The following is a 26998-nucleotide window of genomic DNA, read 5'->3' as shown; positions in this document are numbered from 1 at the left end:
GGCTTCAATGTCTGAAGACTGGAAATCAGGGACGGGCTCATGGCGCGCGCGCTGCGGCATCGCGGCGGCGGTGCTTGTGCTGTCGCTGCATGTGGCGCGGGCCGAGAACACGCTCGACCTTGCCCCCGATCCCGACCAGAGCCGCGCCGAATACGAACAGGTCTCGAAGGAGATCACGCTGTCGTCGGAGCGGTTGGCCAAGCTCGCCGCCGACATCGCGACGATCAAGAAGGATCACGCCTCGATCACCGCGGCATTGATCCAGTCGGCGATGACCGAGCAGAAGCTCGGCCAGGACATCGAGGATATCGGCGCCAGGCTGGAAGGGCTGAAGGGCCAGGAACAGAAGATCCGCACCTCGCTGGCGGCACGGCGCGACGTGCTGGCCGAAGTGCTGGGCGCACTGCAGCGCATGGGGCTCAATCCGCCGCCGGCGATCCTGGTCAAGCCGGAGGACGCGCTGTCGTCGGTGCGCAGCGCCATCCTGCTCGGTGCCGTGGTGCCGGAACTGCGCCAGCAGACCGATATATTGCTGGCCGATCTCAAGGAGCAGTCACGGGTGACGGCCTCGATCGAGGCCGAGCGGGCGCGGCTGACGGCGGCGGTCGGCGACCAGACGGCGGAAAAGAAGCGGCTCGGCATGCTGCTGGAGGCCAAGCAGCAGCTCGAAGCCGACACGCAAACGCAAATGGCCGCTGAAAAGCAGCGGTCCGAGACGCTGGCGGCCAAGGCCGGCAGCTTGAAGGAATTGATTGCCTCGCTCGAAGCCGACAAGAGCCGCAAGGCTGCCGATGCGGCCAAGGCCGCCGAGCAAAAGACTGCCGACGGCGACAAGACGTCGGCGCCGGCGGAGGCCCCAGCGGAATTGGCATCCCTACCCGTACCCGAAGGCAATCGACTTGCCGCTGCGGCACCCTTTGCGGCGCTGCAGGGGCAGATCGCGTTGCCGGTGACCGGCCGCATCAAACGGCGATTCGGCGCCGAGGACGGTAACGGCGCAGTGATGCTTGGCGACATGGTTGCGACACAATCGGGAGCCATCGTCACCGCGCCGGCGGATGGGAATGTGCTTTATGCGGGGCCGTTTCGCTCTTATGGTCAACTCTTGATCCTGAACGCAGGCGACGGTTATCATGTCGTTTTGGCGGGGATGAGCAGAATCAGCGTCGCGACTGGCCAATCAGTGCTCGCAGGAGAGCCGGTCGGCGCGATGGGAGAGGCCCGGGTGGCGAGCACCTCGGTATCGAAGAATGGAAATGCCACACCGGAACTCTATGTCGAGTTCCGCAAGGATGGAAAACCCGTCGATCCGGCCCCATGGTGGGCGGACCGTTTTTCTGGAAGGACGTGAAATGATGCGGAAACTGTCGCTTCTGTTTGCCGGTGCGCTGATGGGCGCGTCCGCCATGAGCCTTGTTTATGGCACACCCGGCTCGGCGGCGAACGCTGCAGGGTCGGAGACCTACAAGCAACTGGCCATCTTCGGCGATATCTTCGAGCGGGTGCGGGCCCAGTATGTGACGCCGCCCGACGACAAGTCGCTGGTCGAGAACGCCATCAACGGCATGCTTGCCTCGCTTGACCCGCACTCCTCCTACATGAACGCCGAGCAGGCGCAGGACATGCGCGTCCAGACCAAGGGTGAGTTCGGCGGCCTCGGCATCGAGGTCACCATGGAGAACGACCTGGTCAAGGTGATCACGCCGATCGACGACACGCCGGCTGCCAAGGCAGGCGTGCTTGCCGGCGACTATATCGCCAAGATCGACGGCGAGGAGGTTCGCGGCCTGACCCTCAACGACGCCGTCGAGAAGATGCGCGGCCTGGTCAACACGCCGATCAAGCTCACCATCCTGCGCCAGGGCGCCGACAAGCCGATCGAACTGACGGTCGTGCGCGACATCATCAAGGTTAAGGCGGTCAAGTTCCGGGTCGAGAACGACATCGGCTACATGAAGATCACCTCGTTCACCGAAAAGACCTATGACGACCTTGAGAACGCCATCGACACTATCAAGAAGCAGGTGCCGAACGACAAGCTCAAGGGCTATGTGCTCGATCTGCGCCTCAATCCAGGTGGCCTGCTCGACCAGGCGGTGAGCGTCTCCGATGCCTTCCTCAACCGCGGCGAGATCGTCTCGACGCGCGGTCGCGATCCGAAGGACGTCACCCGCTTCGACGCCAAGCCCAAGCAGGTCGACGACATCAACGGCAAGCCGATGATCGTGCTGGTCAATGGTGGCTCGGCCAGTGCGTCGGAAATCGTCGCCGGCGCGCTGCAGGACCTGCGCCGCGTCACGGTGGTCGGTACGCAGTCCTTCGGCAAGGGTTCGGTGCAGACCATCATTCCGCTCGGCGAAAATGGTGCGCTCCGGCTGACGACGGCGCTCTATTACACGCCGTCCGGCAAGTCGATCCAGGGTAAGGGCATCACGCCCGACATCAAGGTCGACCAACCGCTGCCGCCGGAACTGCAGGGCAGGGACCTGACGCGCGGCGAATCCGACCTCAAGGGCCATATCAAGGGCGCCGACGAGAGCTCGACGGGTTCGGGCTCGGCAGCCTATGTGCCGCCGGATCCGAAGGACGATCTGCAGCTCATCTATGCCGAGCAGCTGCTGCGCGGCCAGAAGACCGATCCGTCCTTCCCGCCCAATCCGGAAAAGGCCGTTCTCAACCAGTAAGGGTGTGGCCGACAACAGGCTGGCCGCCTGATGGAAGCAATGCGATGCTGCCGGGACCGAAAGGTTCCGGCAGTTTGATTCGGGGCAAGGCGAAGCCCTGGGATGCGGCGCCAGGGGTGCGCCAGGATTGATGAATTCGCGCATGTCTTTCGAAGGGGTTTCGCCTTCGGAGCCATGCGCCCGGGGATGCGGCTTGGCTGACACAGGCAAGGATATCGAACGCCCGCTCGGACAAACCGTCCGGTCGCCGCGCGCCGCTGGCAAGGTCAGCGCCGGTGCGGTTGCGGCAACCGTGGTCGTGCTGGCGGTGGTCGGCGTCTCCGGTGCGATCGCGCTGAGGGAAAAGCCGTTCCGCAAGCCGCAAGAGGTCGCCGTGTCGACGCCGAAGGTGACGGCAGCGGCCGAGCCCGCTGCCGCGCCGGCCGCTTTGGCCCCGGTCGCCGCAGCCAAGCCGGAAGCGCCGGCCAAGACGGGCGGGCCGCAGATCATCCATGTGCAGACGGAAGAGGGCGATGGCCCGCCTAAGGCGATCGTCATCCACGACCCGTCGACCCTCGGCCAGAATTTGAAGATCGCGCATATTCCCGACAAGGCGTTGATCGAAGCCAGCGAAACCGGGCCTTTGCCTGTCCGCGCCGCCGATGGCCGGCGGCCCTTCGACGTCTATGCGCGGCCCTGGTCCGGGGCGCGCGGTGCCCGCGTGGCGATCGTCATAGGCGGGCTTGCGGTTTCGCAGACCGGCACCCAGGCGGCCATCGCCAAGCTGCCGGCGGAGGTGACGCTGGCCTTCGCGCCGCAAGGCAACAGCATCGGACGCTGGATGCAGGCGGCGCGGCAGGCCGGCCATGAGATCGTCATGCAGGTGCCGCTCGAACCGTTCGACTATCCGAACATCAACCCCGGCCGCAACACGCTGACGGTGGCGGCGAGCGCGGATGAGAATTTGAAGAACCTGCACTGGGCGCTGTCGCGGACGACGAACTACACCGGCGTCATGAACTATATGGGCGCGCGCTTTTCCGCCGACGCGGCGGCGATGGCGCCGTTCATGGCCGAGCTCGGCAAGCGGGGCCTGGCCTATATCGATGACGGCTCGTCGGCGCGCAGCCTGGCGCCCGACCTGGCGTTGAAAGACGGCGTGCCCTTTGTCTCCGGCGACACGGCGATCGATGCCGTGCAGGATCGCGGCGCCATCCTGAAGAAACTCGACGGGCTGGAAGCCACCGCGCGCGCCAAAGGCTTTGCCGTCGGCATCGGCTCGGCCTTCGACCTGACGGTCGACACGGTGTCGTCCTGGGTCGCCGAGGCCAAGAAGCGCGGTATCGAAATCGTGCCGATTTCAGCGGTGGCCATCGATCCGCAAAAAGGCTAGCCATCGGAAAACGACTTGGAAGATTGACTGATGGCAAAGACAAAAAGAGTGGACCGCGAAACGCTGCCCTATCGTCCCTGTGTCGGACTGATGATCCTCAATGCCGATGGCCTGGTCTGGGTCGGGCACCGCATTGCCGAGCCGGACAGTGAATTTGCCGGCACGACGCAGCTTTGGCAGATGCCGCAGGGCGGCATCGACAAGGGCGAAGAGCCGCTGCAGGCGGCCGAGCGCGAACTCTATGAAGAGACCGGCATGCGCAGCGTCTCGCTGCTCGCCGAGGCGCCGGACTGGATCAACTATGATTTGCCGGACCACCTCGTCGGTATCGCCTTCAAGGGCAGGTATCGCGGCCAGACGCAGAAATGGTTCGCCTTCCGCTTTCACGGCGATGTCAGCGAGATACAGATCAATCCGCCGCCGGGCGGCCACACCGCCGAATTCGACAAATGGGCATGGCGGCCGATGCAGGACCTGCCCGACCTGGTCGTGCCGTTCAAGCGCAAGGTCTATGAGGATGTCGTGGCGGCGTTCCTGCATCTGGTGCAATAGCCTCGACGTGAAACGACCGCAGTTGCCGCGCCGGCCCGGCGGTCCTATTGATGTCTAAAGCGCGTCGCGTTTGAGCGGATTCAAGCGACGCGCTTTAGGTCTTTGTTTTATGCATGTCGTCCTCCCAAAACCGGGGCCACTTTTGGGCGACATGCATTACCCGCCGCAAGAAGGGTCGCCATGAACGACGCCCCCAACAGGTCGCTGCCCGAGGACATCGCCGCCACAAGCGAAGCGGTGGCTGGCGCCATCCTCACCATCGACCTTGGCGCGATCCGTGAAAACTACCGGCGGCTGAAAAGGCAACTGGGCAGCGTGCGCTGCGCCGGCGTGGTCAAGGCCGACGGCTACGGGCTTGGTGCGAGCCAGGTGGCGGCGGCGTTGCTGAGCGAAGGCTGCGATATCTTCTTCGTCGCGCTTCTGGGCGAAGGCATCGCCTTGCGCCGCTCGCTCGGGCCGGGGTCCGGCATTTTCGTGCTGAACGGCATTCCGCCCGGTGCCGAGCCGGACGCCGCGGCTGCAAACCTTTCCGCTGTCGTCAACAGCCCGGAACAACTGGCGGCCTGGCGTGCGGCGGCCCGCCACACCGGCCGAAAGCTGCCTGCGGCAATCCAGGTCGACAGCGGCATGTCGCGGCTCGGCATGGCGCCGCAGGATGTCGAGCGCGTTGCCGCCGATCCCGGTGCCTTTGACGGCATCGACGTCCGTTTCGTGATGAGCCATCTCGCCTGCGCTGACGAGCCGGAGCATCCGGCCAATGAGCGGCAGCGACTGGCATTCGAACGGCTGCGCGCAATGTTGCCGAAGGCGCCGGCCTCGCTCACCAATTCGTCCGGCATCTTCCTTGGGCAGCGCTTTCATTATGATCTCGCCCGGCCGGGTGCCGCGCTTTACGGCATCAATCCGACCCCGGCCAGGCCGAACCCGATGCTGCCGGTGGTGCGGCTGCAGGCCAAGGTCGTCCAGACCCGCATGCTGGAGGCCGACGTCGGTGTCGGCTATGGCCACATTTTCCGCACCACGGCTCCGCTCACGGCCGCGACGATTTCGCTCGGCTATGCCGACGGCTGGCATCGCCGGGCGGCGTCCGCGGCCTGGTTCGAGGGCGTGCGGCTGCCCTTCCGTGGGCGGGTGTCGATGGATTCGATCATTCTCGACATTTCCGCTTTGCCACCCGGCAGACTGGGTGAGGGCGATCTCGTCGAGCTGCTCGGCCCCTCGCAAAGCGTCGACGACGCGGCAGGCCATGCCGGCACCATCGGCTACGAAATCCTGACCAGCCTCGGTCACCGCTTTCATCGGCGGTACGTCGATGGCTAGCCCCTTGGCGGGCGCCTTAAAATCCGGCAGACAGAAGATGGCATGCCCGGCCTGGGCGACGCCGTGGAGTGTTGTGCGATGAAAATCATGGTGCTGGGCGGTGGCGTCATCGGGGTGACCACGGCGTACTATCTCGCCGAGGCCGGCCACGAGGTGACGGTGGTCGACCGCCAGAAAGGCCCGGCGCTGGAAACCAGCTTCGCCAATGCCGGCGAGATCTCGCCCGGCTATGCCTCGCCCTGGGCCGGGCCCGGCATTCCGCTGAAGGCGATCAAATGGCTGCTGATGAAGCATGGCCCGCTGGTCGTGCGGCCCGCCTTCGATCCACATATGTGGACATGGCTGATCAAGATGCTGCGCAACTGCACGGCCGACCGCTATGCGATCAACAAGGCGCGCATGGTGCCGCTGGCCGAGTACAGCCGCGATACGCTGAAGGCGCTGCGCGAAGCGACCGGCATCGTCTATGACGAGCGTGCCCAGGGCACGCTGCAGCTGTTTCGCACGCAAAAGCAGCTCGACGGCACCGGTGGCGACGTCGAGGTGCTGAAGAAATATGGCGTGCCCTACGAGATCCTCGACCAGGACGGCTGCGTCGCGGCGGAGCCGGGCCTCGCGGGCGTGCGCGAAAAGTTCGTCGGTGGTCTCAGGCTGCCGCGCGACGAGACCGGCGACTGCAAGATGTTCACCGACAGGCTGGCCGAGCTGTGCGTGGCGCGTGGCGTGAAATTCGAATATGATCTGACGGTATGGCGCGTCCTGCGCAGCCGCAACCGCATCGCCAATCTCAGCACCAGCAAGGGCTGGATGACCGCTGACGCCTATGTCATGGCGATGGGCAGCTATTCGGCGGCGTTCATGCGCCGGGTGAAGCGGCCGATCCCGGTCTACCCGGTGAAGGGCTACTCGATCACCGTGCCGATCCAGGATGCCGCTGTGGCACCGGTGTCGACGGTGATGGACGAGACCTACAAGGTGGCGATCACCCGGCTCGGCGATCGGATCCGGGTCGGCGGCACGGCCGAGATTTCCGGCTTCGACCTCAGGCTGCACGAATCGCGACGCCGCACGCTGGAGCACTCGGTCGGCGATCTCTTTCCGGGCGCTGGCGCCATGCGGGACGCGACGTTCTGGTGCGGGTTGCGGCCGATGACGCCGGATGGTCCGCCGCTGATCGGGCGCACCGAGCTTTCCAATCTCTATCTCAACACCGGCCACGGCACGCTCGGCTGGACCATGGCTTGCGGCTCGGCCAAGGTTCTGGCCGACATCATCTCCAGCCGGGTGCCGGACATCGATGTCCGCGACCTCGCGCAGGAGCGCTATCTGCGATAGGGGGCGGCGATGGTATCGCCCAAATTCGTCAAAAGGCCTGCCGGACCCAGTCTTCGTCGAACAGCAGCCGATAGGCCCATGGGATCGTCACGTTGGTTGGGACCGGGTTCGAGTGGGCGAGATAGTCGTCATAGATCGCCTTCATCCTGGTGTAGAAGGCCGGGTCGAGCACCATCATGCCATTCTCCGAGTCATGGAAGAAGCTGCGGTTGTTGAGATTGACCGAGGAGATGGCGACCAGCCTCTCGTCGATCATCATGATCTTGGAATGCAGCACGACATCGGGCGCCTTGAACTCGCGAATGTGGATGCGGTCGCCATATTTCTCGACGAACAGCTTGTTGAGCGCGGTGAGGAACCTGCCGCCAATATCGCCCTTGAGATCGATGCGGCCGACAATGTCGATCCTGACGCCGCGGGCCAACGCCCGATCAAAAGCCTGGGCGAGCTTCGGCGTCAGGTTGAGGTAGGGATTGACGATCTGGATACGGTGCTGGGCGGCGTCGATCAGCTCGACGAAATAATCCTCCAGCGCATGGCCATCCGCGTAGGGTAAGGAGATGAAGTGCCGTGCCGTGCCTGACGGGCGGCGGCCGTCGGACCGGACCGGAATGGAGAAGGGCCGCGCGATGTTGGTGTCGGCGTCGCGCAGCCATACTGTCGAAAGATGCGCGGCGAGCGTCTCGACCGTGGTGCGGTCGGTGAACTCGATGTCGAAGTCGCTCCAGTTCGAATAGTAGTTCAGCGAGAACCCGTCGGTCTTGCCGTATTGCTCCAGGTCCGGATAGCGCGACAGATCGATCGGCTGGTGGAACAGGAAGCCGTCATGGATGTTGCGGCCGCCGATGATGGCGCGCGAGCGCCTGGGATCCTCGGCCAGTGTTGCCAGCATCTTGATGTGGTGGGTCTTGTGCAATTGTGAGATCTGCTCGTCGATCGGCGCGCCCCGATCGGCCCGCCAACGGTATTCCTGCAGCTCGACATTGGGGAATTCGGCCGCCAGCCGATGCAGCAGTGCATCGTCCTTGGCGCGCTCCAGCACGTCCGTGACCATGATGCGCACCTTGGTGCCGAGCGCGGCATGGTGGCGGATCAGCCGTTCGATGATGCGGCCGGAAAAATCCGCCTTGAACTCGAGCGAGGACAAATAGATCAGCTTTAGCCTTGGCGCCTTCGAGAAGTCGAGTGGCAGCTCCGGATCGCCCTTGTCGATGGCGCTGTCGGGCAGCGGCACTCCCATCAGCGCCTCGACCTTGGCGTTGAAGCCGTCGCGCGATTTGCGCAGCAGGCGCGGCTCTTCAATCGGCAGGGCGCAGGTCTGCGACAACCAGCGGCTGGCGTAGAAGGCGCGACTGAGCGGGTCGAGGCCGGCGGGATCGGGCGTCGGACAACGCTCGTAGCGGCTGTCGAAGGCGGCGAGCGCCGGATCGGCGGTCTCCTCGCGCTGGATGGTGAGCGGCGCGCCTGCCGGGACAAGGGAGCGGATTCTTACAGTGCAGCGGTTCAGGCTGTCACTCGGGAACAGGCTGACCGTGTCGTCCTCGCCAGACAGGCGAAAGCGGAATGCCCTGCCCGCGGCAATGGCTCGCGAACCGGCGCCGTCGCGGAGCGCCAACGCGCCATCGCATGAGCCCTCTATGTCGGCCGGTTGTTTGCCCGCCTGGCGCAGCATGATCTCGACGCTGCGCGCCTGCAGGCCGGAGAAATCGAATGTCTTGGGCGCCGAAGGCCGTGCCGCCGCGTCGATGTAGAGCGTCTGCCGCGACACCCGCCAGCGTCCGTCGAAATGGCCATCGCCGCTGCCGCTGGCCGGCGGCAGATGCGTTTCGGCAACCGGCCCGGCCAGTTGCTGCAGCGTCCGGTAAGTCGCCTGGAAATCGCTGTTGCGGATCTCATAGCGGTCATGGCCGAAAGAACCGGTGCCGTTGGCCCGGTCCATGGCGCCGAGTTGGTGGTGGGCAAGCAGCGCCAGGAACCGCTTTTCATAGTCGCTTGTGCCGGCGTCGCCAAAAAATTGAGCGGCGGCGACCTGCGGCCCAGGCGTGCTGGCCGACAATGAGGGTCGAGCGCAGGCCTCTTGACCCTGCAGCAGGTCGCAGGCATTGCGGCCAGGCGAGCCGGCACAGCCCGCAAGGACAACGAGCGCCAGCCCGGACAGGGCCACGACGATGGCTGCGCGGCCGTTCACCCGGCCGCCCCGGCCTTCAGGACGCTCAGTTGTGCCGGGTCGCGCGGCGGCATGAAGCCCTGCGGGAACACCTTGCAGACGGGAACGGCGAACGTGGCGATCAGCAGTTCCGCCTCGCCGCGCATCTTGCGCGGTGCTGTCTTGTCGTCGCGTATCGCTTTCGCCGAGGCGACGAGGGCACCATCGCAGCCGCAATGATTGTGGCGGGCGATGTAACAGGCGTCATGGGTCCGGCAGGCCGCATCGAGTCGGTCGACCGGCCGCGCCGACAGATCGCCGGTGCGGGTGCCGGGGCCGCAATAATTGCCGAACACGAAAGGCGAGGGGCGTGCCATGGCGTAGCGGATCGGCTTGGGCAGGTCGGCCTCCGGCACCTTGGTCCATGGATTGGCGCAAGCGGAAACGAAAAGCAGCGGCAGGATGGCAAGAACGGCTCGCATTTTTATCCGCGCCAGCTTTCTGAATGTCCCCATAGCAGGAATTCCACCGTGCGACCGGCAGAATTGCACGCCCGATGTGACAGTCATCGATTTTGTGGCGAGGAAAAGGCGGCATGTCTAAACGAACAGGCTTCTCTCCCGCTCCACCGCCTTGGTGATGAAGCTGGCGACGATCTGGACGCGGCGCAGCGGCCGGACCGATTCGTGGTAGACCAGCCAGTAGGCACGGCGGATGGGCGCGACCACATCGACGGACACCAGTTCCGGCATCGAGCGGGCGACGAAAGTGTGCAGGATGCCGATACCGGCGCCCGACCGCACCGCTTCGGCTTGGCCAAGCGCCGAGGAGATGGCGAAGCTGGTGCGCCAGTCCGGACTGAATTCGGCCGCGTAGTCGAGCGAGGGGCTGACGATCAAGTCCGGCACATAGCCGATGAGCGTGTGTTGGCCGAGCTCGGCTGCTGTTTTGGGCAAGCCATGAGCTTGCGCATAGGCGCGCGAGGCAAACAGGCCGAGCGAATAGTCGACCAGCTTTCCCGCCACCAGCCGGCCCTCCGTCGGCCGCTCGACGGTGATGGCGATGTCCGCCTCGCGGCGCGACAAGGAGAAGGAGCGCGGCACCGGCACAAGCTGGATCGTCAGCTCGCGATGCAGGGCCGTCAGTGTGCCGAGACGCTTGGCCAGGAAGGCGACGCCAAACCCGTCCGGCGCGCCGATGCGCACCGTGCCGGAGACGTCGTCGCCTTCGCCGGCAACGGTCGAACGCGCGGCGATCATGTCGCCTTCCATGCGCTCGGCAATGTCGAGAAAACGCTCGCCGGCCGGCGTCAGTTCGCTGCCGGTGGTCAGCCGGCGAAACAGCTTTGTCCGCAGCGCATCCTCGAGTGCTGCGATGCGGCGCGAGACGGTGGCATGGTTGAGCTCCAGCCGCCTGGCGGCGCCAAGGATCTGGCCGGCGCGCGCCACGGCAAGAAAGATGCGGACGTCATCCCAGTTCATGGGAATGGTCCGTCTTAGCGATGCGCGTCGCGTTCCCGCCCACCCCTCTCTGTCCTGCCGGACATCTCTCCCGCAAGGGGGGAGATTGGCAGCTCTGCCGACGGCGCGCCCCTTGCGGCGCCGAAGATTTGCGACATGGGCGGCGACATCCGATCTCCCCCCTTGCGGGGGAGATGGCCGGCAGACCAGAGGGGGGTGGGAAGGAATGCAATCTTTCAATCCTTGGAACGATGGAAGTATCAGGGTATTTGCGGCAATTAATGCACAGCCGGCTTCTGTTGTCTATTTCATGCACAACGGTTGCGTTCTCACTCGCGTTGCCATCCGCCGGGCAAAGGCGGACAATGCACCATCACAAACCCAGGGAGAGAAATCATGATCGACTACGGTCATTTCATCGGCGGCAAGCATGTCGCCGGCACCAGCGGCCGCAAACAGGATGTCATGCAGCCGATGGACGGCACGGTGCGTGGCACGGTGGCGCTGGCTTCGCAGGCGGAACTGCGCGCGGCCGTCGAGAATGCCAAGGCAGCGCAGCCCAAATGGGCGGCAACCAACCCGCAGCGCCGCGTGCGCGTACTGATGAAGTTCCTCGAACTCGTCGCCCGCGACTATGACCAGCTGGCCGATATCCTGGCCCGTGAGCATGGCAAGACGATCGCCGACGCCAAGGGCGACATCCAGCGCGGCCTGGAAGTGGTCGAGGTCTGCATCGGCGCACCGCATATGATGAAGGGCGAATTCACCGACGGCGCCGGCCCCGGCATCGATGTCTATTCGATGCGCCAGCCGCTCGGCGTCGTTGCCGGCATCACGCCGTTCAATTTCCCGGCGATGATCCCGCTGTGGAAGATCGCGCCGGCTATCGCCTGCGGCAATGCCTTCATCCTGAAGCCGTCGGAGCGCGACCCGGGCGTGCCGATGCGCATCGCCGAACTGTTCATCGAAGCTGGCCTGCCCGCCGGCATCCTCAACGTCGTCAATGGCGACAAGGGTGTGGTCGACGCGATCCTCGACGATCCCGACATCAAGGCCATCGGCTTTGTCGGCTCGACGCCGATCGCCCACTACATCTATTCGCGCGGCACTGCCGCCGGCAAGCGCGTGCAGTGCTTCGGCGGCGCCAAAAACCACATGATCATCATGCCCGATGCCGACATGGACCAGACCGTCGACGCGCTGATCGGCGCCGGCTACGGCTCGGCCGGCGAACGCTGCATGGCGATCTCGGTGGCCGTCCCGGTCGGCAACGACACCGCCAACCGGTTGATGGAAAAACTGATCCCGCGCGTCGAAAGCCTGAAGGTCGGACCTTCGACCGACTCTTCGGCCGATTTCGGCCCGCTGGTGACGGCGCAGGCGCTGGAGCGCGTCAAGGGTTACGTCGACACCGGCGTCAAGGAAGGCGCCAAGCTGGTCGTCGACGGCCGTGGCTTCTCCATGCAGGGCTACGAGGATGGCTACTACATGGGCGGCTGCCTGTTCGACAACGTCACATCAGACATGCGCATCTACAAGGAAGAGATCTTTGGTCCGGTGCTCTCGGTGGTGCGCGCGCCGACCTATGAGAGCGCGATCAAGCTCGCCAACGACCATGAGATGGGCAATGGCGTCGCCATCTTCACCCGTGACGGTGACGCGGCGCGCGATTTCGCCTCGCGGGTCCAGGTCGGCATGGTCGGTATCAACGTGCCGATCCCGGTGCCGATCGCCTACTACACTTTCGGCGGCTGGAAGGCGTCCTCCTTCGGCGACCTCAACCAGCATGGTCCGGACGCGTTCCGCTTCTACACCAAGACCAAGACGGTGACCTCGCGCTGGCCGTCCGGCATCAAGGACGGTGCCGAATTCGTCATCCCGACGATGAACTAGCCGGACGATTCTTGCTTGCGCGTCCTCGCCTTCGGCTGCGGGCGCGCGGGCAGGCATCAAGGACGGTGCGGAGTTCGTCATCCCGACGATGAACTGAGACCGGAAAACATTGGAGTATGAAGAAGGCGGGTTTATCCCGCCTTCTTCGATTCTGAAGCTCCGCTGTGCAGAATGGTCATGCGCCGATCTCCAGTTTTTCGATCCGGCCGTCATGCAGTGTGAAATTGTAGTGCAGCGTCGCCGGACTGCCGGGGAAATTGCCTGAGACGATGCCGGCGATCCGCCACGCATCGCCATTGGCGGTCGCGTCGGCGACCTCAACCGTCACCCGGTATTTGCTTGTCGTTGCTTCCATCCATTTGCGGATGGCGGTCGAACCCAGATGGGTTTCGCCTTCGTCCTTGACCGTGGCATCCGACGAGAAGGGGATGAGCATGGCGCCGATGTCGTGCCTGTTCTTGGCGGCAAAATAATCGGTCAGCGGCTGCGGAAGTTTTACGGTCATGGTTTCATCTCCGGTTTCGGATCCCGCCATCGACGCAAAGGTCTGCGGCCTTGTCCGGCTCCTAAAATGAGATATGCTGACAAAATGACAAGAACAGACGAAAAAGTAAGGTACTTACCTAAAAGTAAGGGCGCGTCCGAAAGTAAGGTTGGGCCGGAAAATAAAGTTGAGGCGCTGACGCCATTGTCCGCGGCGAGCGGTGTCGAGAATGTGCTGCGGATCCTCGAAGGCCGCTGGAAGCTGGTGATCCTGTTTCACCTGTTCGGCGGCAAGGTGTTGCGCTTTTCGGACCTCGAACGGGCGATCCCGGCGATCTCGCAGAAGATGCTGATCCAGCAACTGAGGCAGATGGAGGGCGACGGGATCGTGCGCCGCATCGTGCATCATCAGGTGCCGCCGAAAGTCGAGTACTGCCTGACCGATTGGGGGCAGGCGCTATGCCCGGCTCTCGACGCCCTGCTGAAATGGGCGGCGCTTCGCGAACCCGTGGAAGGCTGACGCGGATCGTCGCCCCTGCAGCGCGCCGCAAGATCGAATATGGTCGCAGTTTAGCTTGTTCCGTTTGTGCCGGCGGACAAGAATTCTGTCCAGTGGTGCCGGTGGCGGCAAGGCCTTAAATGGCGCTTGTTTTCGGATAGGGACCTCACCATATCGAATCCAGGGAATGTGATAAAATTCCCTGACGACAGACCGGAAACCAGAAGGAGTGACGTGATGAAGACGTCGAACCCGGCCTGGAACGCTCCGGCATATTGAGGCTGCCTATGTGCCTCCCTTTGCCGGAACGTGAAGGCGAAGGAGGTGCCAAATGGCACACAATTTTTCGTTTCGATGGATCAGGATAGCCGCGATCGGCGCCGTGCTGGCGATGTCGACGCTGTCCGCACAGGCGCAATTCGTCTGCGGCGGCCACAGCGATCTTGTCGCAGGACTGGCGCAGGCCTTCCAACAAAAGCAGATCGGCTACGGTGTGGTCGGGCAAGCCGCCATTGTCGAGATCTATGTTTCGGCAAGTGGGACATGGACCATGCTGGTAACCGACGTGCAGGGCCGAAGCTGCATCATCGCGACCGGTGAGGGCTGGGAGAATACCCTCGCGGTGACCACAACGGCGAAAGGGATCTGAACCGCCCGATCAGCGCGTTGCAGCCACCTCAGCGTGGCCGCGCAGCAGCGCCATCAGCCGCTTGGCATCCTTGGCCGCGGCCTCCTCGTCGCCGTCAAGGATCGAGCGGATCAGCGCGACATGGTGCTCGGCCGATTCGGCAAGCCCGGTGTCGGCCTTGTAGCGGAACCAGAAGCGGCGGCTGTGGGTCTGCAAGGGAGCTGCCAGGCGGGCAGCGAACGGATTGTCGGCGGCCAGCGCCAGCGCTTCGTCGAGCGCCTTGTCGGCCTGGATGAAGGCAAGCACATTGCCCGCGATCACTGCCTTTTGCATGGCAAGGGCTGCCTCGTGAAACATGTCGGCGGCCTCGCGGGTGACGAAGCGGGCGGCGGAACGAGCCAGCACCACCTCGACGCCACGACGCGCGTCCAGAACGCGCAGCCAGTCGCCGGGATGCAGCGGAGCGATCGCGATGCCGGCGCGCGGCCGCACGTCGAGCAGCCCTTCCCAGGCCAGTCGCTGGATTGCTTCACGCACCGGTGTGCGGCCGAGCGCCAGCCTTTCGATCAGGGCGCCCTCGGTGACGAAACTCGCCGGCGCCAGTTCGAGCGTGACGATCATGTGCTCGAGCACGCGGTAGGCTTTGGCCGCCGCGGGCTCGAATGTCGTAGTTGATTCCATGGATATCAAAGGCGATCTCCTGATATATTCAGGATATATCATAGGAGAATCCTCATTGACAGGCGGTTTCTTAACAGATATACCACTGATATATCAGGTGGAGAGATGACCATGTGGACCGGAGTTTTCCCAGCCGTTACGACCAAATTCACCGCCGACGATCGCCTCGACCATGCCGAGATGGAGCGCTGCTTTGGCCTGCAGATGGAGGCCGGCTGCGACGGCATCATCGTCTGCGGATCGCTCGGCGAAGGGCCGATGCTGTCGCCGGACGAGAAGATCGAAGTGCTGAAGACCGCGCAGAAGGTTGCCGGCAAGAAGCCGGTGCTGCTGACGGTCAATGAGGCCGGCACCCGCGAGGCGGCCAGCATTGCGCGCCGCGCCGCCAAGGAAGGCGCCAACGGCCTGATGGTGGTGCCGAGCCCGATCTATCACACCAATGCGGAAGAGACGGTCGCGGCGCTGCGCGCCGTCGCAGAGGCCGGCGACCTGCCGGTCATGATTTATTCCAACCGGCTTGCCTACCGCGTCGACGTCACCGTCGACCAGATGGAGGAACTGGCATCGGACAAGCGCTTTGTCGCCATCAAGGAATCCTCCGACGACATCCGCCGCTCGACCGAGATCATCAATCGCCTCGGCAACCGCTACGACCTGTTCACCGGCGTCGACAATCTCGCTTTCGAGGCGCTGTCGGTCGGCGCCATCGGCTGGGTCGCCGGACTGGTCACCGCGTTTCCACGCGAGACGGTCGCCATCTACCAGCTGATGAAGCAGGGCCGCCGCGAAGAGGCGCTCGCCATCTACCGCTGGTTCCGGCCGCTGCTCGATCTCGACGTCTCGACCTATCTGGTCCAGAACATCAAGCTTGCCGAAGTTTTTGCAATCAATACCAATGACCGCGTGCGCATGCCGCGCCAGCCGCTGTCGGGCGAGCGCCGCAAGGCAGTCGAGAAGATCGTCAAGGACGCACTGGCGGTTCGGCCGACACTGCCGCAGTTCTGAGAGTGGCAATGTCGCTGGCTGCATGGTGTGGATAGAAGCGAAGGTCGGTACATGCATCGCGATGTGCAGCCATGAATAGCGATGCTTCAATCGATGTCGCCATCGTCGGTGGCGGCATCATCGGCATCTGCGCCGCAGCCTGTCTTGCCGAGGCGGGGCGCTACGTCACGGTCTTCGACCGCACCGGCATTTGCGAGGAAACGAGCTCCGGCAATGCCGCCGCCTTCGCCTTTTCCGACGTCCTGCCAATGGCCCACAAGGGCATGATCCGGCAGCTGCCGAAATGGCTGGCCGACCCACTCGGCCCGCTCAGCATTCCGCCGGCCTATCTGCCAAAGCTGCTGCCCTGGCTGATACGCTTCTGGCGTGCCGGCGCGCCGGCAAAATACGAAGCGAGCCTTGCCGCCCAGGCGGGCATGATGAAACTCGCCGAGGCGGAGTGGATGGGCCTGCTCGACCGTTCCGGCACGCGAGGCATGCTGCGCGAGGACGGCTCGCTCGAACTCTACGAGAGCGAGGCCGAGTTCCGTGCCTCACTGCCCGGCTGGGCGATCCGCGAGCGCTTCGGCATCGGTTTCCGCCATGTCGAGGGCGAGGAACTGGCAGGTTTGCAGCCCGGGCTTTCGCCGCGCTTCATCAAGGGCACATTCGTGCCGGGATGGAAGACGGTCGCCGATCCAAAACTGCTCGGCAAGGCGGTGTGGGCCTACGCGCAGACCAAGGGCGCGCGCTTTGAAATGGCCCGGATCGAGCGCGTCGCGACGGATCAGCATGGCGCGACATTGACGCTGGCCGACGGCACGACCAGGCAGGCCAGGCACCTCATCATTGCCGCCGGCGCATGGTCGCATCTGCTGGCGAGGCAATTCGGCGATCGCATTCCGCTGGAGACCGAACGCGGCTATAACACGACATTGCCGAAGAGCGCCTTCGACGTGAAGCGGCAGCTGATCTTCTCCGGCCATGGTTTCGTCATCACGCCGCTCGAAACGGGCCTGCGCGTCGGCGGCGCCGTCGAACTCGGCGGCATCGAGCGGCCGCCCAACTATGCGCGATCGAAGGCGCTGCTGCAGAAGGCACAAAAATTCCTGCCGGGGCTCGATCCGGCCGGCGGGCGCGAATGGATGGGGTTCCGTCCCTCGTTGCCGGATTCAGTGCCCGTCATTGGTCGCGCGCCGGGAGGCCGGCCTGTGATCTATGCCTTCGGCCATGGCCATCTCGGCCTGACCCAGGCGGCAGCCACGGGACGGTTGATCCGCGATCTCGTCCTGGGGCAGACTCCGCCGATCGATCTGGCCCCCTTCAGTCCACAACGATTTTGATTTTTCGGGTTTTGATTTTTCGAGGAGCGTCATGGCCAAGAAATCCTTCTTCTGCATAGACGGCCACACCTGCGGCAACCCGGTGCGGCTGGTCGCCGGCGGCGGCCCGCTGCTGCAGGGATCGACGATGATGGAACGGCGCGCGCACTTCCTTGCCGAATATGACTGGATCCGCACCGGGCTGATGTTCGAGCCGCGCGGCCATGACGTGATGTCGGGTTCGATCCTCTATCCGCCGACGCGCGACGATTGCGACATCGCCATCCTGTTCATCGAAACCTCGGGCTGCCTGCCGATGTGCGGCCACGGCACCATCGGCACGGTGACGATGGCGATCGAGCACGGGCTGATCAAACCGAAGACGCCGGGCGTGCTCAGGCTCGACACGCCGGCCGGCCTGGTCATCGCCGAGTACAAACAGGTCGGCGACTATGTCGAGGAGGTGCGCATCACCAATGTGCCGTCCTTCCTCCATGCCGAAGGGTTGACCGTCGAATGCCCGCAGCTCGGCGAGATCACCGTCGATGTCGCCTATGGCGGCAATTTCTACGCCATCGTCGAGCCACAGAAGAACTATCGCGACATGGCCGACTATTCCGCCGGCGACTTCATCGCCTGGAGCCCGGTGGTGCGGCAGCGGCTCAACGAAAAGTACTCCTTCGTGCATCCGGAGAACCCCGGCATCAACCGGTTGTCGCACATGCTGTGGACCGGCAAGCCGACAGTGGGGGGTGCGGACGCCCGCAATGCCGTCTTCTATGGCGACAAGGCGATCGACCGCTCACCGTGCGGCACTGGCACCTCGGCGCGCATGGCGCAGCTTCATGCCAAGGGCAAGCTCAAGGCTGGCGACAGCTTCGTCCATGAATCGATCATCGGTTCGCTGTTCAAGGGCAAGGTCGAAAAGGACGTCACCGTCGCCGGCAAGCCGGCGATCATTCCCTCGATCGGCGGCTGGGCGCGGATGACCGGATTGAACACCATCTTCATCGACGACCGCGATCCGTTCGCACATGGTTTTGTCGTCAAGTGATATCTACTGATCATCGGCCGCGGCATTGACCGAGACCTCCTGGCGAAACCAGTCGGCGAAGGTCATCGCGGCGGGCGAAGCATCGACCGACATCGTCAGGAAGTAGCCCTTGTCGCGATTGGTTGCGACCTGTGACAAGACAATCAGATCGCCCCGCTTCAGTTCGTCCCGAAAAACGTCGACTGGACAAAGCGCCACGCCGTGGCCGGCGATGACCGCCGTTGCAAGAATGTTGAAGTCGGCGAAGACGGGTCCGTTGCCGACGTCGAAATTGGGTAGTCCGGCCTCGGAGAACCACTCGCGCCAGCCCTGACGGTTCTCGTCATGCAAAAGGTCCGCGCCTGCGATTCCCGCGGGTGTTCGCAGATGGTCCTTACCGGCGAAGTAATAGGGGCTGCACACCGGCCGGTTCAGGCGTGAAAACAGCTTGAGACTGGTGACGCCGGGAGTCGGATCCGCCCCAAGTGTGATCAGCACATCGTTCTCACCATCGCCGAGCCTTTCCTCGGCCCGTGCATAAGCCACCCGCATGCCGATATCGGGATGGCTGGCGGTGAAGTCCGGCAGGCGGGGCACGAGCCAACGGCTGGCAATGGAAGGTATGCAACCCACGGATACGGTTGCCACAGCCGCATTGCGCCGAATGCGCCGGCATGTGGCGCCGAGTTCGCCAAGTGCCCCGCTCGCCGAGGCCTGGAGGATTACCCCTGCATCCGTCAGCCGTACCTTGCGCGTGTCCCGGTGGAAGAGCGGCACGCCCAACCACTCCTCCAGTCGCCTTATCTGGTGACTGATGGCCGGGTGGGTGACGTGCAGCTCCTCGCCGGCAGCGGAGAAACTGAGATGACGCGCAGCGGCCTCGAAAGCCCGGACCGCGTTCAGCGGGACATATTCCATATGTAAAATTTACTAACATATCAGGTGAGAAGCAATCATTTGAAGACGCGCATATCTTGCGGCATTTCTGCAGTCGGATTTCGGGCTTGTTCCCGATCCGCAACCGGAGACTCCGGGCTTTTGACGATACGCAGGGAAAACGACCATGTTCACCAGGCAATTGGCTGATGTAGAAAAATCTGACTTCTTCGTGGATCGGGGCAATGGCACCAGCCACCGCCTGCTGACACAAAAGGACGGCATGGGGTTCACCGTCTGCCATACCGTGGTGCGTGCAGGCAGCGAATCACGCCTCCACTACCGGCGGCATTTCGAGGCCTGCTACTGCATCGCCGGCGCTGGCGAGGTCGAAGACATGTCCGGGGAAGTGCATCGTATCGAGCCAGGCACGATCTATGTGCTCAATGAACATGACGATCACTATCTGCGTGCCGACGCTGCCAGCGACATGATCCTGGTCAGCGTCTTCAATCCTCCCCTTGATGGCACCGAGCGGCATGTCCTGAGCGGGAATGGCGGATCTGCCTACTGAGCCCGAGGAGCCATCGCTCCCTCGATCGGCGGCTGGGCGCGGGTGACCGGATTGAACACCATCTTTATCGACGACCGCGATCCGTTCGCCCACGGATCCTGACCTAGCGGAAAGGAACAGACGAAAAACGGACCCTGTCAGCAACGCAAGGATTCTTCTAATCACCTAATTTTGACGGTGATTTCTTCGAAACGGGGCGCATGATGCGGTCGAATCGTCAAAGACATTGCGTTATGCCAATGATAGGGTCCGCGATAGTCCAGGGGCCGGATGGGAGAAAACGGGCAATCGGACGGCGTGTCGGCAAAACACGCACGACGATTGAAAAATGACGTTGCAATCCGGGCTCGAAACTTTACGACTAGGGGAAATACGAAAAGGAATGCGTCTGCATGGGCGACATTCCAGGGGAGCCACGTACACATGCAGTACTTTGTCCAGCAGCTTATCAACGGGCTGACGCTGGGATCGATCTATGGGCTGATCGCGATCGGCTACACGATGGTCTACGGCATCATCGGCATGATCAACTTCGCCCATGGCGACATCTTCATGGTGGGTGCCTTCACGGCGCTGATCGTCTTCCTCGTCCTCGGCGCGCTATTCTATTCGGTGCCCGTGGTCATCGCGCTGCTGGTCATGATGATCGTGGCGATGCTGCTCACCAGCCTCTACAACTGGACGATCGAGAAGGTCGCCTACCGCCCCCTGCGCGGTTCGTTCCGGCTGGCGCCGCTGATCACCGCGATCGGCATGTCGATCGCGCTGTCGAACTTCGTCCAGGTGACACAGGGCCCGCGCAACAAGCCGATCCCGCCGATGGTGTCGAAGGTCTACGACATTGGCGGCATCAGCGTGTCGCTGAAGCAGATCATCATCGTCATCGTCACCGCGCTGCTCCTGGCTCTGTTCTGGTATCTGGTCAACAAGACGTCGCTCGGCCGTGCGCAAAGAGCATGCGAGCAGGACCGCAAGATGGCGGCGCTGCTCGGCATCGATGTCGACCGGACGATCTCGATCACCTTCATCATGGGCGCGGCCCTTGCAGCGGTCGCCGGCACGCTGTTCCTGATGTATTATGGCGTCATTGCCTTCTCGGACGGCTTCACGCCTGGTGTGAAGGCGTTCACGGCAGCGGTGCTGGGCGGCATCGGTTCGCTGCCGGGCGCGGTGCTCGGTGGGCTGATGATCGGCTTCATCGAGAGCATGTGGTCGGCCTATTTCTCGATCGACTACAAGGACGTCGCGGCGTTCTCGATCCTGGCGATCGTGCTGATCTTCCTGCCTTCCGGCATATTGGGCCGGCCAGAAGTCGAAAAGGTCTGAGATCATGGCCGTCACCGTATCTCCGGAGCGCGACAGCGTCGCCACCCCTATCCAACGCGCCCTCAAGGAAGCGTTCTATGCCGGCGCCATTGCGCTTGGCCTGTTCGTGCTGTTCATCGGGCTGAAGACCGGTCAGAACATTTCCAATGAACTGGTCCTGACTGAGCGCTGGGGCCTGCTCGCCGCCGTGGTGATCGCTACGGCCGTCGGACGCTTCCTCTATGTCGCCTATGGCCAGCCCTTCATGGCCAACCAGAAGATCACCGACGTCGCCACCGGCCTGTTGCCGGCCAGCGTGGGGTCACGTTTCTTCCAGTTGCCGGCGTTCATACTGGCTGTCGTCGCGGCGGTGCTGCTGTTCGTGTTGAGCAACTCTCTCGCCGGATGGGTGGGAGCAGAACCGGCCGGCTATCTGCAATTCCTGCGCGCCCTAGCGGTCATCTATGTGCTGGCTAGCGTGATCTACTACTTCCGCGCCTTCATCCATGCCAACTTCACAAAGCTCGGCGTTGCCGCGCTCGTGCTGTACCCGATCCTCGTGGTCGCGGTGCTGTCGCTGAACGCTTGGTCGATTGTCGGAGGGCTGCAGGGCTCGCTGAAATGGGTCGACAATTTCGGCATCCAGATCCTGATCTATGTGATGCTGGCCTGGGGCCTCAACATCGTTGTCGGCCTCGCCGGCCTGCTCGACCTTGGCTACGTCGCCTTTTATGCGATTGGCGCCTATTCGTATGCGCTTCTCGGCACGCATTTCGGCCTGTCGTTCTGGATCCTGCTGCCCGCCGCCGGCATGATGGCCGCGTTTTGGGGCGTGATGCTCGGCTTTCCGGTGCTGCGCCTGCGCGGCGACTATCTGGCGATCGTGACGCTGGCATTCGGCGAGATCATCCGCCTGGTGCTGATCAATTGGCGCGAGGTCACCAACGGTTCGTCCGGCATTTCCGGCATTCCCAAGGTCAGCTTCTTCGGCCTGATGTCGTTCAACGTGTCAGACCCGAACTACATCGCCAAGGTGCTGGGCATCGCCCAATCGGGCGCCTATTACAAGATTTTCCTCTACTATCTGATCCTGGGGCTCTGCCTGCTCACCGCCTTCGTCACCATCAGGCTGCGCCGTCTGCCGGTTGGCCGCGCATGGGAAGCGCTGCGCGAGGACGAGATCGCCTGCCGGTCTCTGGGTATCAACACCACCACCACCAAGCTGACCGCCTTTGCCACCGGTGCCATGTTCGGTGGCTTCGCCGGCTCGTTCTTCGCCGCACGGCAAGGCTTCGTCAGCCCGGAATCCTTCGTCTTCCTGGAATCGGCGATTATCCTGGCGATCGTCGTGCTCGGCGGCATGGGCTCGCTGGTCGGCATCGCCGTCGCCGCCATTGTGATGATCGGCGGCACCGAGGCGCTGCGCGAACTCGACTTCCTCAAGCAGATATTCGGGCCGGACTTCACGCCCGAACTCTACCGCATGCTGTTGTTTGGCATGGCCATGGTCATCGTCATGCTGTGGAAGCCGCGCGGCTTCGTCGGCAGCCGTGAACCGACGGCCTTCCTCAAGATACGCAGGGCCGTGTCAGGATCCTTCACCAAGGAGGGCCACGGCTGATGAACGCGGTCACACCCATGAACGACGCCATCCTGCAGGTCGAGCATCTGTCGATGAAGTTCGGCGGCCTGGTCGCCATCGGCGACCTGTCCTTCACCGCCAAGCGCGGCGAGATCACCGCGCTGATCGGCCCCAATGGTGCCGGCAAGACCACCGTGTTCAACTGCATCACCGGCTTCTACAAGCCGTCAGAAGGCATGATCACGCTCAACCGGAACGACGGCTCGAGCTATCTGCTCGAGCGGCTGCCCAATCATGAGATCCCGGCGCGTGCCAAGGTGGCGCGCACCTTCCAGAACATCCGCCTGTTCTCGGGCATGACGCTGCTGGAGAATCTTTTGGTTGCCCAGCACAACAAGCTGATGAAGGCATCGGGCTATACGGTGCTGGGCCTGTTCGGCTTCAGCGGCTACCGCAAGGCCTCGGCCGAATCGGTCGAGCTTGCCAGGCACTGGCTGGAGAAGGCCGATCTCGTCGACCGTGCCGACGATCCGGCCGGTGACCTGCCCTATGGCGCGCAGCGGCGCCTCGAGATCGCCCGCGCCATGTGCACGGGGCCGGAGCTTCTGTGCCTCGACGAGCCGGCGGCCGGTCTCAATCCAAAGGAATCGGCGGCGCTCAACGAACTGCTGATCGACATCAAGAACACCACGGGCACCTCGATCCTGTTGATCGAGCATGACATGTCGGTGGTCATGCAGATTTCAGACCATGTCGTGGTGCTGGAATATGGCCGCAAGATCTCCGACGGCAGTCCGCAATCGGTGCGTACCGATCCACGCGTCATCGCCGCCTATCTCGGCGTCGACGACGAGGAGGTTGAGGCGGTCCTTACCGAAGTCGGCGACGAAGACGTCATCGAACAGCTCGATACGGGGCCGGATGCCGCGCACGGCCCGGGAACGTCGTCTTCGTTTCTCGCCGGGCCGGTGACCGACACGGTCGGCCACAGCGAAGGCGAACGGGTCACGGTGGCGAAGGGCGCGTCAAAGGCCGGTCAGGTCGACGCAAGATCGCTCGCCGCGGCGAACAAGGCGGCCTCGCTGACGGCGGTACCGGCCGCGAAGCCCGCTCCAGCGGCGAAAGCAAAGCCTGCTCCGAAAGCGGCGTCAAAGGCGGCAACCGGAACGGCAGTGAAGTCGACCGCGGCGCCCGCACCTGCCAAACCGGCCGCCAAAGCTCCGGCAACCGCCAAGGCGCCAGCGACAAAGACTGCAACAACGAAGACTCCGACGGCGACGGCTGGGGGAATCTCCAACCGGCTTGCGGCGCCGCGCGGCGGCAAGGCCGACAATCTGACCCGCATCAAGGGCATCGGTACGGTGAACGAGAAGAAGCTCAACGATCACGGCATCTTCCACTTCGACCAGATCGGCGCCTGGAAAAAGGCCGACGTTGAGGCCGCCGAAGCCTATCTCGCCTTTGACGGGCGCATCGCGCGTGAGGAATGGGTCAAGCAGGCCAAGCTGCTTGGCCAGGGCAAGGACACGGAATTCTCGCGCCGCGTCGATGCGGGCAAGGTGGCGACCAGCCATGCTTCCGGAAAGACTGCAAATGCAGCTTCGGGGAAGACTGCAAATGCAGCTTCGGGGAAGACTGCAAATGCAGCTTCGGGGACGGCCGCAAGCGCGGCTTCCGGGAAGACCGCCAAGCCTGTGGCGGGCAAGCGTGGAGGGGGCAAGTGATGGCCGGGACAACACTGCTCGATATCAAGGGTGTGCAAACCTATTACGGCAACATCCGGGCGCTGAACGGCGTCGATGTCACCGTCAACCAGGGTGAGATCGTGGCGCTGATCGGCGCCAACGGCGCCGGCAAGTCGACGCTGATGATGACCATCTTCGGCGCGCCTCGCGCTCGATCCGGCACCATCACCTTTGCCGGCACCGACATCACCCAGATGCCGACGCACGAGATCGCGCGCATGCGCATTGCTCAGTCGCCGGAGGGCCGGCGCATCTTCCCGCGCATGACGGTGATGGAGAACCTGCAGATGGGCGCCAGCCTCGACAACCTCAAACACTATGACGAGGACGTCGAGAAGGTGTTCACGCTGTTCCCACGGCTGAAGGAGCGCATCGCCCAGCGCGGCGGCACGCTCTCGGGCGGCGAGCAGCAGATGCTGTCGATCGGACGCGCGCTGATGGCGCGGCCGAAGCTGCTTTTGCTCGACGAACCGTCGCTCGGCCTGGCGCCACTGATCGTCAAGCAGATCTTCGACGCCATCCGTGAGCTGAACCGCACGCAGGGGCTGACCGTGTTCCTGGTCGAGCAGAACGCCTTCGGCGCGCTCAAGCTCGCCACGCGCGGCTATGTCATGGTCAATGGCAATGTGACGATGAGCGGCACCGGCAAGGAACTGCTCGCCAATCCGGAAGTGCGCGCCGCCTATCTCGAAGGCGGACACCACTGAGCTCAGGAGACTTCACCATGCAGGGCATTCTCTACGAGGAGCCGTCGATCTGGCAATTCTTCTTCGTCACCTGTCTGCTCGGCGGCTGGGCTGCTTGGATGACAGGCAAGGCCAGCGCCCAGACATGGCGCAGCTTCATGCATCTGTTCGCCTATATGCTCGGCCTTGGCATCGGCATCCGCTTCATCCATCACGCGCTGTTCGGCGGCACGATGTTCTCGCTGCACTATTACATTGTCGACACCATCGTGCTGATGATCCTCGGCTTCGTCGGCTATCAATACACGCGCACCAACCAGATGGTGACGCAGTATAATTGGCTCTATGAAAGAGCTTCAATCTTGAGCTGGAAACCGAAAGGTTGACGTTCATCATTAACGCCGCTTCGGGGATGAATCGGCGTGACAAGGGCCTGAAAATCGGCAAACTATGCTTTCTGCGATAAGGGTGGGCATCGCATGAAAGCTTCATCCACGCCCACTCCGTAAATGGGAGCGTTTAAATGAAAAAGTCACTTTTGTCCGCCGTCGCCCTGACCGCGCTGGTCGCGTTCGGCGGCAACGCGTGGGCTGATGTACTGATCGGCGTTGCCGGTCCGATCACCGGTCCGAACGCAGCCTTTGGCGCGCAGCTTCAGAAGGGTGCGGAAGCGGCTGTCGCCGACATCAATGCCAAGGGCGGCATCAACGGCGAGCAGATCAAGCTCGAGGTTGGTGACGACGTCTCTGATCCGAAGCAGGGCATCTCGGTCGCCAACAAGTTCGTCGGCGACGGCGTCAAGTTCGTGGTCGGCCACTTCAACTCGGGCGTCTCGATCCCGGCATCGGAAGTCTATGCGGAAAACAACATGATCGAGATCACGCCGGCCGCGACCAACCCGCAGTTCACCGAGCGTGGCCTGTGGAACGTGTTCCGCACCTGCGGACGCGATGACCAGCAGGGTAGCATTGCCGGCGCCTATCTCGCCGCGAACTTCAAGGACGCCAAGATCGCCGTCGTTCACGACAAGACCACCTACGGCCAGGGCCTTGCCGACGAAACCAAGAAGGCGATGAACGCCAAGGGCGTGACGGAAGTCATGTATGAAGGCATCAATGTCGGCGACAAGGACTTCTCGGCGCTGATCGCCAAGATGAAGGAAGCCGGCGTCTCCATTATCTATTGGGGCGGCCTCCACACCGAAGCCGGCCTGATCATCCGCCAGGCGGCTGACCAGGGCCTCAAGGCGACGCTGATCTCCGGTGACGGCATCGTGTCGAACGAGCTGGCTTCGATCGCGGGCGACGCGGTTGCGGGCACGCTCAACACGTTCGGCCCGGATCCGCGCCTGATTCCCGCCAACAAGGAACTCGTCGAGAAGTTCCGCGCGCAGGGTTTCGAGCCGGAAGCCTACACGCTCTACGCTTACGCTGCCGTGCAGGCGCTTTCGGAAGCAGCGACGGCCGCCAAGTCGAACGACCCGCAGGAAGTTGCCAAGGCGCTGCATGCGAATGGCCCGTTCAAGACCGTGCTCGGCGACCTGTCCTATGACGCCAAGGGCGATCCGACGCTGCCCGGCTACGTCATGTACGAATGGAAGAAGGGCGACGACGGCAAGTACACTTACATCCAGAAGATGTAAGCCTGTCGGCCTCGATTTTTATGGAATGCCCGGCGCTCCGCGCCGGGCATTTTTCTTTTGAGCCCCGCTCCGTTTCAGATGAGTCCGGCAAGCCGATACAGCCGGCCTTTAGCCGGAAAAGGATCATGCCTTGAACGGCAGCGCCGGCGCTTTCTTGCGCGTTCGACCGAATGCGACCAGCTTTGGCGCAAAGATT

General features: G+C 63.4%; 25 protein-coding genes and 1 pseudogene. 20 read left to right on the top strand and 6 right to left on the bottom strand.

The features are described 5' to 3' along the window. Positions 1-7 precede the first annotated feature (7 nt). From ACFFNA_RS20280 to ACFFNA_RS20255, 6 genes are all read left to right on the top strand, one after another. Complete coding sequence (locus ACFFNA_RS20280; protein ID WP_378921053.1) at positions 8-1351, top strand: murein hydrolase activator EnvC family protein; 1344 nt, start codon at positions 8-10, stop codon at positions 1349-1351. Position 1352: 1 nt separating this feature from the next. Next, positions 1353-2684, top strand: coding sequence for a S41 family peptidase (locus ACFFNA_RS20275; RefSeq protein ID WP_378921051.1), 1332 nt, complete (start codon positions 1353-1355; stop codon positions 2682-2684). Between the two features lie 193 nt (positions 2685-2877). Beyond that, the gene (locus ACFFNA_RS20270) at positions 2878-4056 is read left to right on the top strand and encodes a divergent polysaccharide deacetylase family protein (RefSeq protein WP_378921049.1); all 1179 of its coding nucleotides are present in this window, start codon (positions 2878-2880) and stop codon (positions 4054-4056) included. Positions 4057-4086: 30 nt separating this feature from the next. After that, positions 4087-4608: an RNA pyrophosphohydrolase gene (locus ACFFNA_RS20265; protein ID WP_111548371.1), complete on the top strand. Its 522-nt coding sequence runs from the start codon at positions 4087-4089 to the stop codon at positions 4606-4608. A 180-nt stretch (positions 4609-4788) separates the two neighbouring features. After that, positions 4789-5928: an alanine racemase gene (alr, locus tag ACFFNA_RS20260; RefSeq protein ID WP_111548370.1), complete on the top strand. Its 1140-nt coding sequence runs from the start codon at positions 4789-4791 to the stop codon at positions 5926-5928. A 78-nt stretch (positions 5929-6006) separates the two neighbouring features. Next, positions 6007-7263 carry a D-amino acid dehydrogenase gene (locus tag ACFFNA_RS20255; protein WP_378921046.1) on the top strand — a complete coding sequence of 419 codons (1257 nt, stop codon included), beginning with the start codon at positions 6007-6009 and terminating at the stop codon, positions 7261-7263. A gap of 28 nt (positions 7264-7291) precedes the next feature. Here ACFFNA_RS20255 and ACFFNA_RS20250 read toward each other — a convergent pair whose 3' ends face one another. The 3 genes from ACFFNA_RS20250 to ACFFNA_RS20240 all read right to left on the bottom strand — a co-directional run bounded on the left by ACFFNA_RS20250 (position 7292) and on the right by ACFFNA_RS20240 (position 10890). Continuing rightward, positions 7292-9451 (bottom strand): phospholipase D-like domain-containing protein, encoded by a 2160-nt coding sequence (locus tag ACFFNA_RS20250; RefSeq protein WP_378921044.1) that lies wholly within the window; start codon positions 9449-9451, stop codon positions 7292-7294. Next, positions 9448-9891, bottom strand: coding sequence for a phospholipase A2 family protein (locus tag ACFFNA_RS20245; RefSeq protein ID WP_111548367.1), 444 nt, complete (start codon positions 9889-9891; stop codon positions 9448-9450). Before ACFFNA_RS20245 ends, ACFFNA_RS20250 begins: the two co-directional genes overlap by 4 nt. Before the next feature lie 117 nt (positions 9892-10008). Next, entirely contained in the window at positions 10009-10890 is an 882-nt protein-coding gene (locus ACFFNA_RS20240) for a LysR family transcriptional regulator (RefSeq protein WP_111548366.1), read from the bottom strand. Positions 10891-11265: 375 nt separating this feature from the next. Between ACFFNA_RS20240 and ACFFNA_RS20235 the strand changes: the two genes are divergently transcribed. Next, positions 11266-12762 (top strand): CoA-acylating methylmalonate-semialdehyde dehydrogenase, encoded by a 1497-nt coding sequence (locus ACFFNA_RS20235; protein ID WP_378921042.1) that lies wholly within the window; start codon positions 11266-11268, stop codon positions 12760-12762. A 175-nt stretch (positions 12763-12937) separates the two neighbouring features. Here ACFFNA_RS20235 and ACFFNA_RS20230 read toward each other — a convergent pair whose 3' ends face one another. Continuing rightward, positions 12938-13267 carry a nuclear transport factor 2 family protein gene (locus tag ACFFNA_RS20230; RefSeq protein WP_378921040.1) on the bottom strand — a complete coding sequence of 110 codons (330 nt, stop codon included), beginning with the start codon at positions 13265-13267 and terminating at the stop codon, positions 12938-12940. 84 nt (positions 13268-13351) lie between these two features. Between ACFFNA_RS20230 and ACFFNA_RS20225 the strand changes: the two genes are divergently transcribed. Continuing rightward, positions 13352-13765 carry a winged helix-turn-helix transcriptional regulator gene (locus ACFFNA_RS20225; protein ID WP_111548554.1) on the top strand — a complete coding sequence of 138 codons (414 nt, stop codon included), beginning with the start codon at positions 13352-13354 and terminating at the stop codon, positions 13763-13765. Positions 13766-14075: 310 nt separating this feature from the next. Next, positions 14076-14393, top strand: coding sequence for a hypothetical protein (locus ACFFNA_RS20220; protein WP_111548364.1), 318 nt, complete (start codon positions 14076-14078; stop codon positions 14391-14393). 9 nt (positions 14394-14402) lie between these two features. On the opposite strand, the gene ACFFNA_RS20215 is transcribed toward ACFFNA_RS20220, so the two are convergent. Next, positions 14403-15053 carry a GntR family transcriptional regulator gene (locus ACFFNA_RS20215; RefSeq protein WP_245446358.1) on the bottom strand — a complete coding sequence of 217 codons (651 nt, stop codon included), beginning with the start codon at positions 15051-15053 and terminating at the stop codon, positions 14403-14405. A 111-nt stretch (positions 15054-15164) separates the two neighbouring features. On the opposite strand from ACFFNA_RS20215, the gene ACFFNA_RS20210 reads away from it, so the two are divergent. The 3 genes from ACFFNA_RS20210 (at position 15165) to ACFFNA_RS20200 (ending at position 18413) form a co-directional block, all read left to right on the top strand. After that, positions 15165-16058, top strand: coding sequence for a dihydrodipicolinate synthase family protein (locus tag ACFFNA_RS20210; RefSeq protein ID WP_378921037.1), 894 nt, complete (start codon positions 15165-15167; stop codon positions 16056-16058). Between the two features lie 71 nt (positions 16059-16129). Then, positions 16130-17380, top strand: a complete 1251-nt coding sequence (locus ACFFNA_RS20205) for an NAD(P)/FAD-dependent oxidoreductase (RefSeq protein ID WP_378921035.1) — start codon at positions 16130-16132, stop codon at positions 17378-17380. 31 nt (positions 17381-17411) lie between these two features. Then, positions 17412-18413 carry a 4-hydroxyproline epimerase gene (locus ACFFNA_RS20200; protein WP_378921033.1) on the top strand — a complete coding sequence of 334 codons (1002 nt, stop codon included), beginning with the start codon at positions 17412-17414 and terminating at the stop codon, positions 18411-18413. A gap of 3 nt (positions 18414-18416) precedes the next feature. Here the strand turns inward: ACFFNA_RS20200 and ACFFNA_RS20195 are convergent, their stop codons facing one another. Continuing rightward, on the bottom strand, positions 18417-19310 hold the full coding sequence (locus ACFFNA_RS20195; RefSeq protein ID WP_378921031.1) for a LysR substrate-binding domain-containing protein: 894 nt from the start codon (positions 19308-19310) through the stop codon (positions 18417-18419). Positions 19311-19455: 145 nt separating this feature from the next. Here ACFFNA_RS20195 and ACFFNA_RS20190 point away from each other — a divergent pair, with 145 nt between their 5' ends. The 8 genes and pseudogenes from ACFFNA_RS20190 to ACFFNA_RS20155 all read left to right on the top strand — a co-directional run bounded on the left by ACFFNA_RS20190 (position 19456) and on the right by ACFFNA_RS20155 (position 26802). Then, positions 19456-19842, top strand: a complete 387-nt coding sequence (locus ACFFNA_RS20190; protein WP_378921029.1) for an ectoine synthase — start codon at positions 19456-19458, stop codon at positions 19840-19842. Positions 19843-19845: 3 nt separating this feature from the next. Further along, positions 19846-19944: pseudogene (locus ACFFNA_RS20185) on the top strand (proline racemase family protein); the annotation flags it as partial. A 321-nt stretch (positions 19945-20265) separates the two neighbouring features. Then, on the top strand, positions 20266-21168 hold the full coding sequence (locus ACFFNA_RS20180) for a branched-chain amino acid ABC transporter permease (protein WP_111548360.1): 903 nt from the start codon (positions 20266-20268) through the stop codon (positions 21166-21168). A 4-nt stretch (positions 21169-21172) separates the two neighbouring features. Next, a complete protein-coding gene (livM, locus tag ACFFNA_RS20175; protein WP_111548359.1) occupies positions 21173-22768 on the top strand; it encodes a high-affinity branched-chain amino acid ABC transporter permease LivM in 1596 nt (531 codons plus the stop codon). Continuing rightward, positions 22768-24453, top strand: coding sequence for an ATP-binding cassette domain-containing protein (locus ACFFNA_RS20170; protein ID WP_378921026.1), 1686 nt, complete (start codon positions 22768-22770; stop codon positions 24451-24453). The genes livM and ACFFNA_RS20170 overlap by 1 nt, the downstream gene beginning before the upstream one ends. Continuing rightward, complete coding sequence (locus ACFFNA_RS20165; protein ID WP_378921024.1) at positions 24453-25181, top strand: ABC transporter ATP-binding protein; 729 nt, start codon at positions 24453-24455, stop codon at positions 25179-25181. The genes ACFFNA_RS20170 and ACFFNA_RS20165 overlap by 1 nt, the downstream gene beginning before the upstream one ends. A 17-nt stretch (positions 25182-25198) precedes the next feature. Further along, positions 25199-25546 carry a DUF6867 family protein gene (locus tag ACFFNA_RS20160; protein WP_111548356.1) on the top strand — a complete coding sequence of 116 codons (348 nt, stop codon included), beginning with the start codon at positions 25199-25201 and terminating at the stop codon, positions 25544-25546. Between the two features lie 137 nt (positions 25547-25683). Continuing rightward, positions 25684-26802 (top strand): branched-chain amino acid ABC transporter substrate-binding protein, encoded by a 1119-nt coding sequence (locus tag ACFFNA_RS20155; protein WP_378921022.1) that lies wholly within the window; start codon positions 25684-25686, stop codon positions 26800-26802. Positions 26803-26998 lie beyond the last annotated feature (196 nt).

Origin of the sequence: Mesorhizobium kowhaii (assembly GCF_042431665.1) — a bacterium.
GTDB lineage: Bacteria > Pseudomonadota > Alphaproteobacteria > Rhizobiales > Rhizobiaceae > Mesorhizobium > Mesorhizobium kowhaii.
The sequence above is the reverse complement of the archived record's forward strand: the minus strand, read 5'-3'. Positions and strand labels throughout refer to the sequence as shown.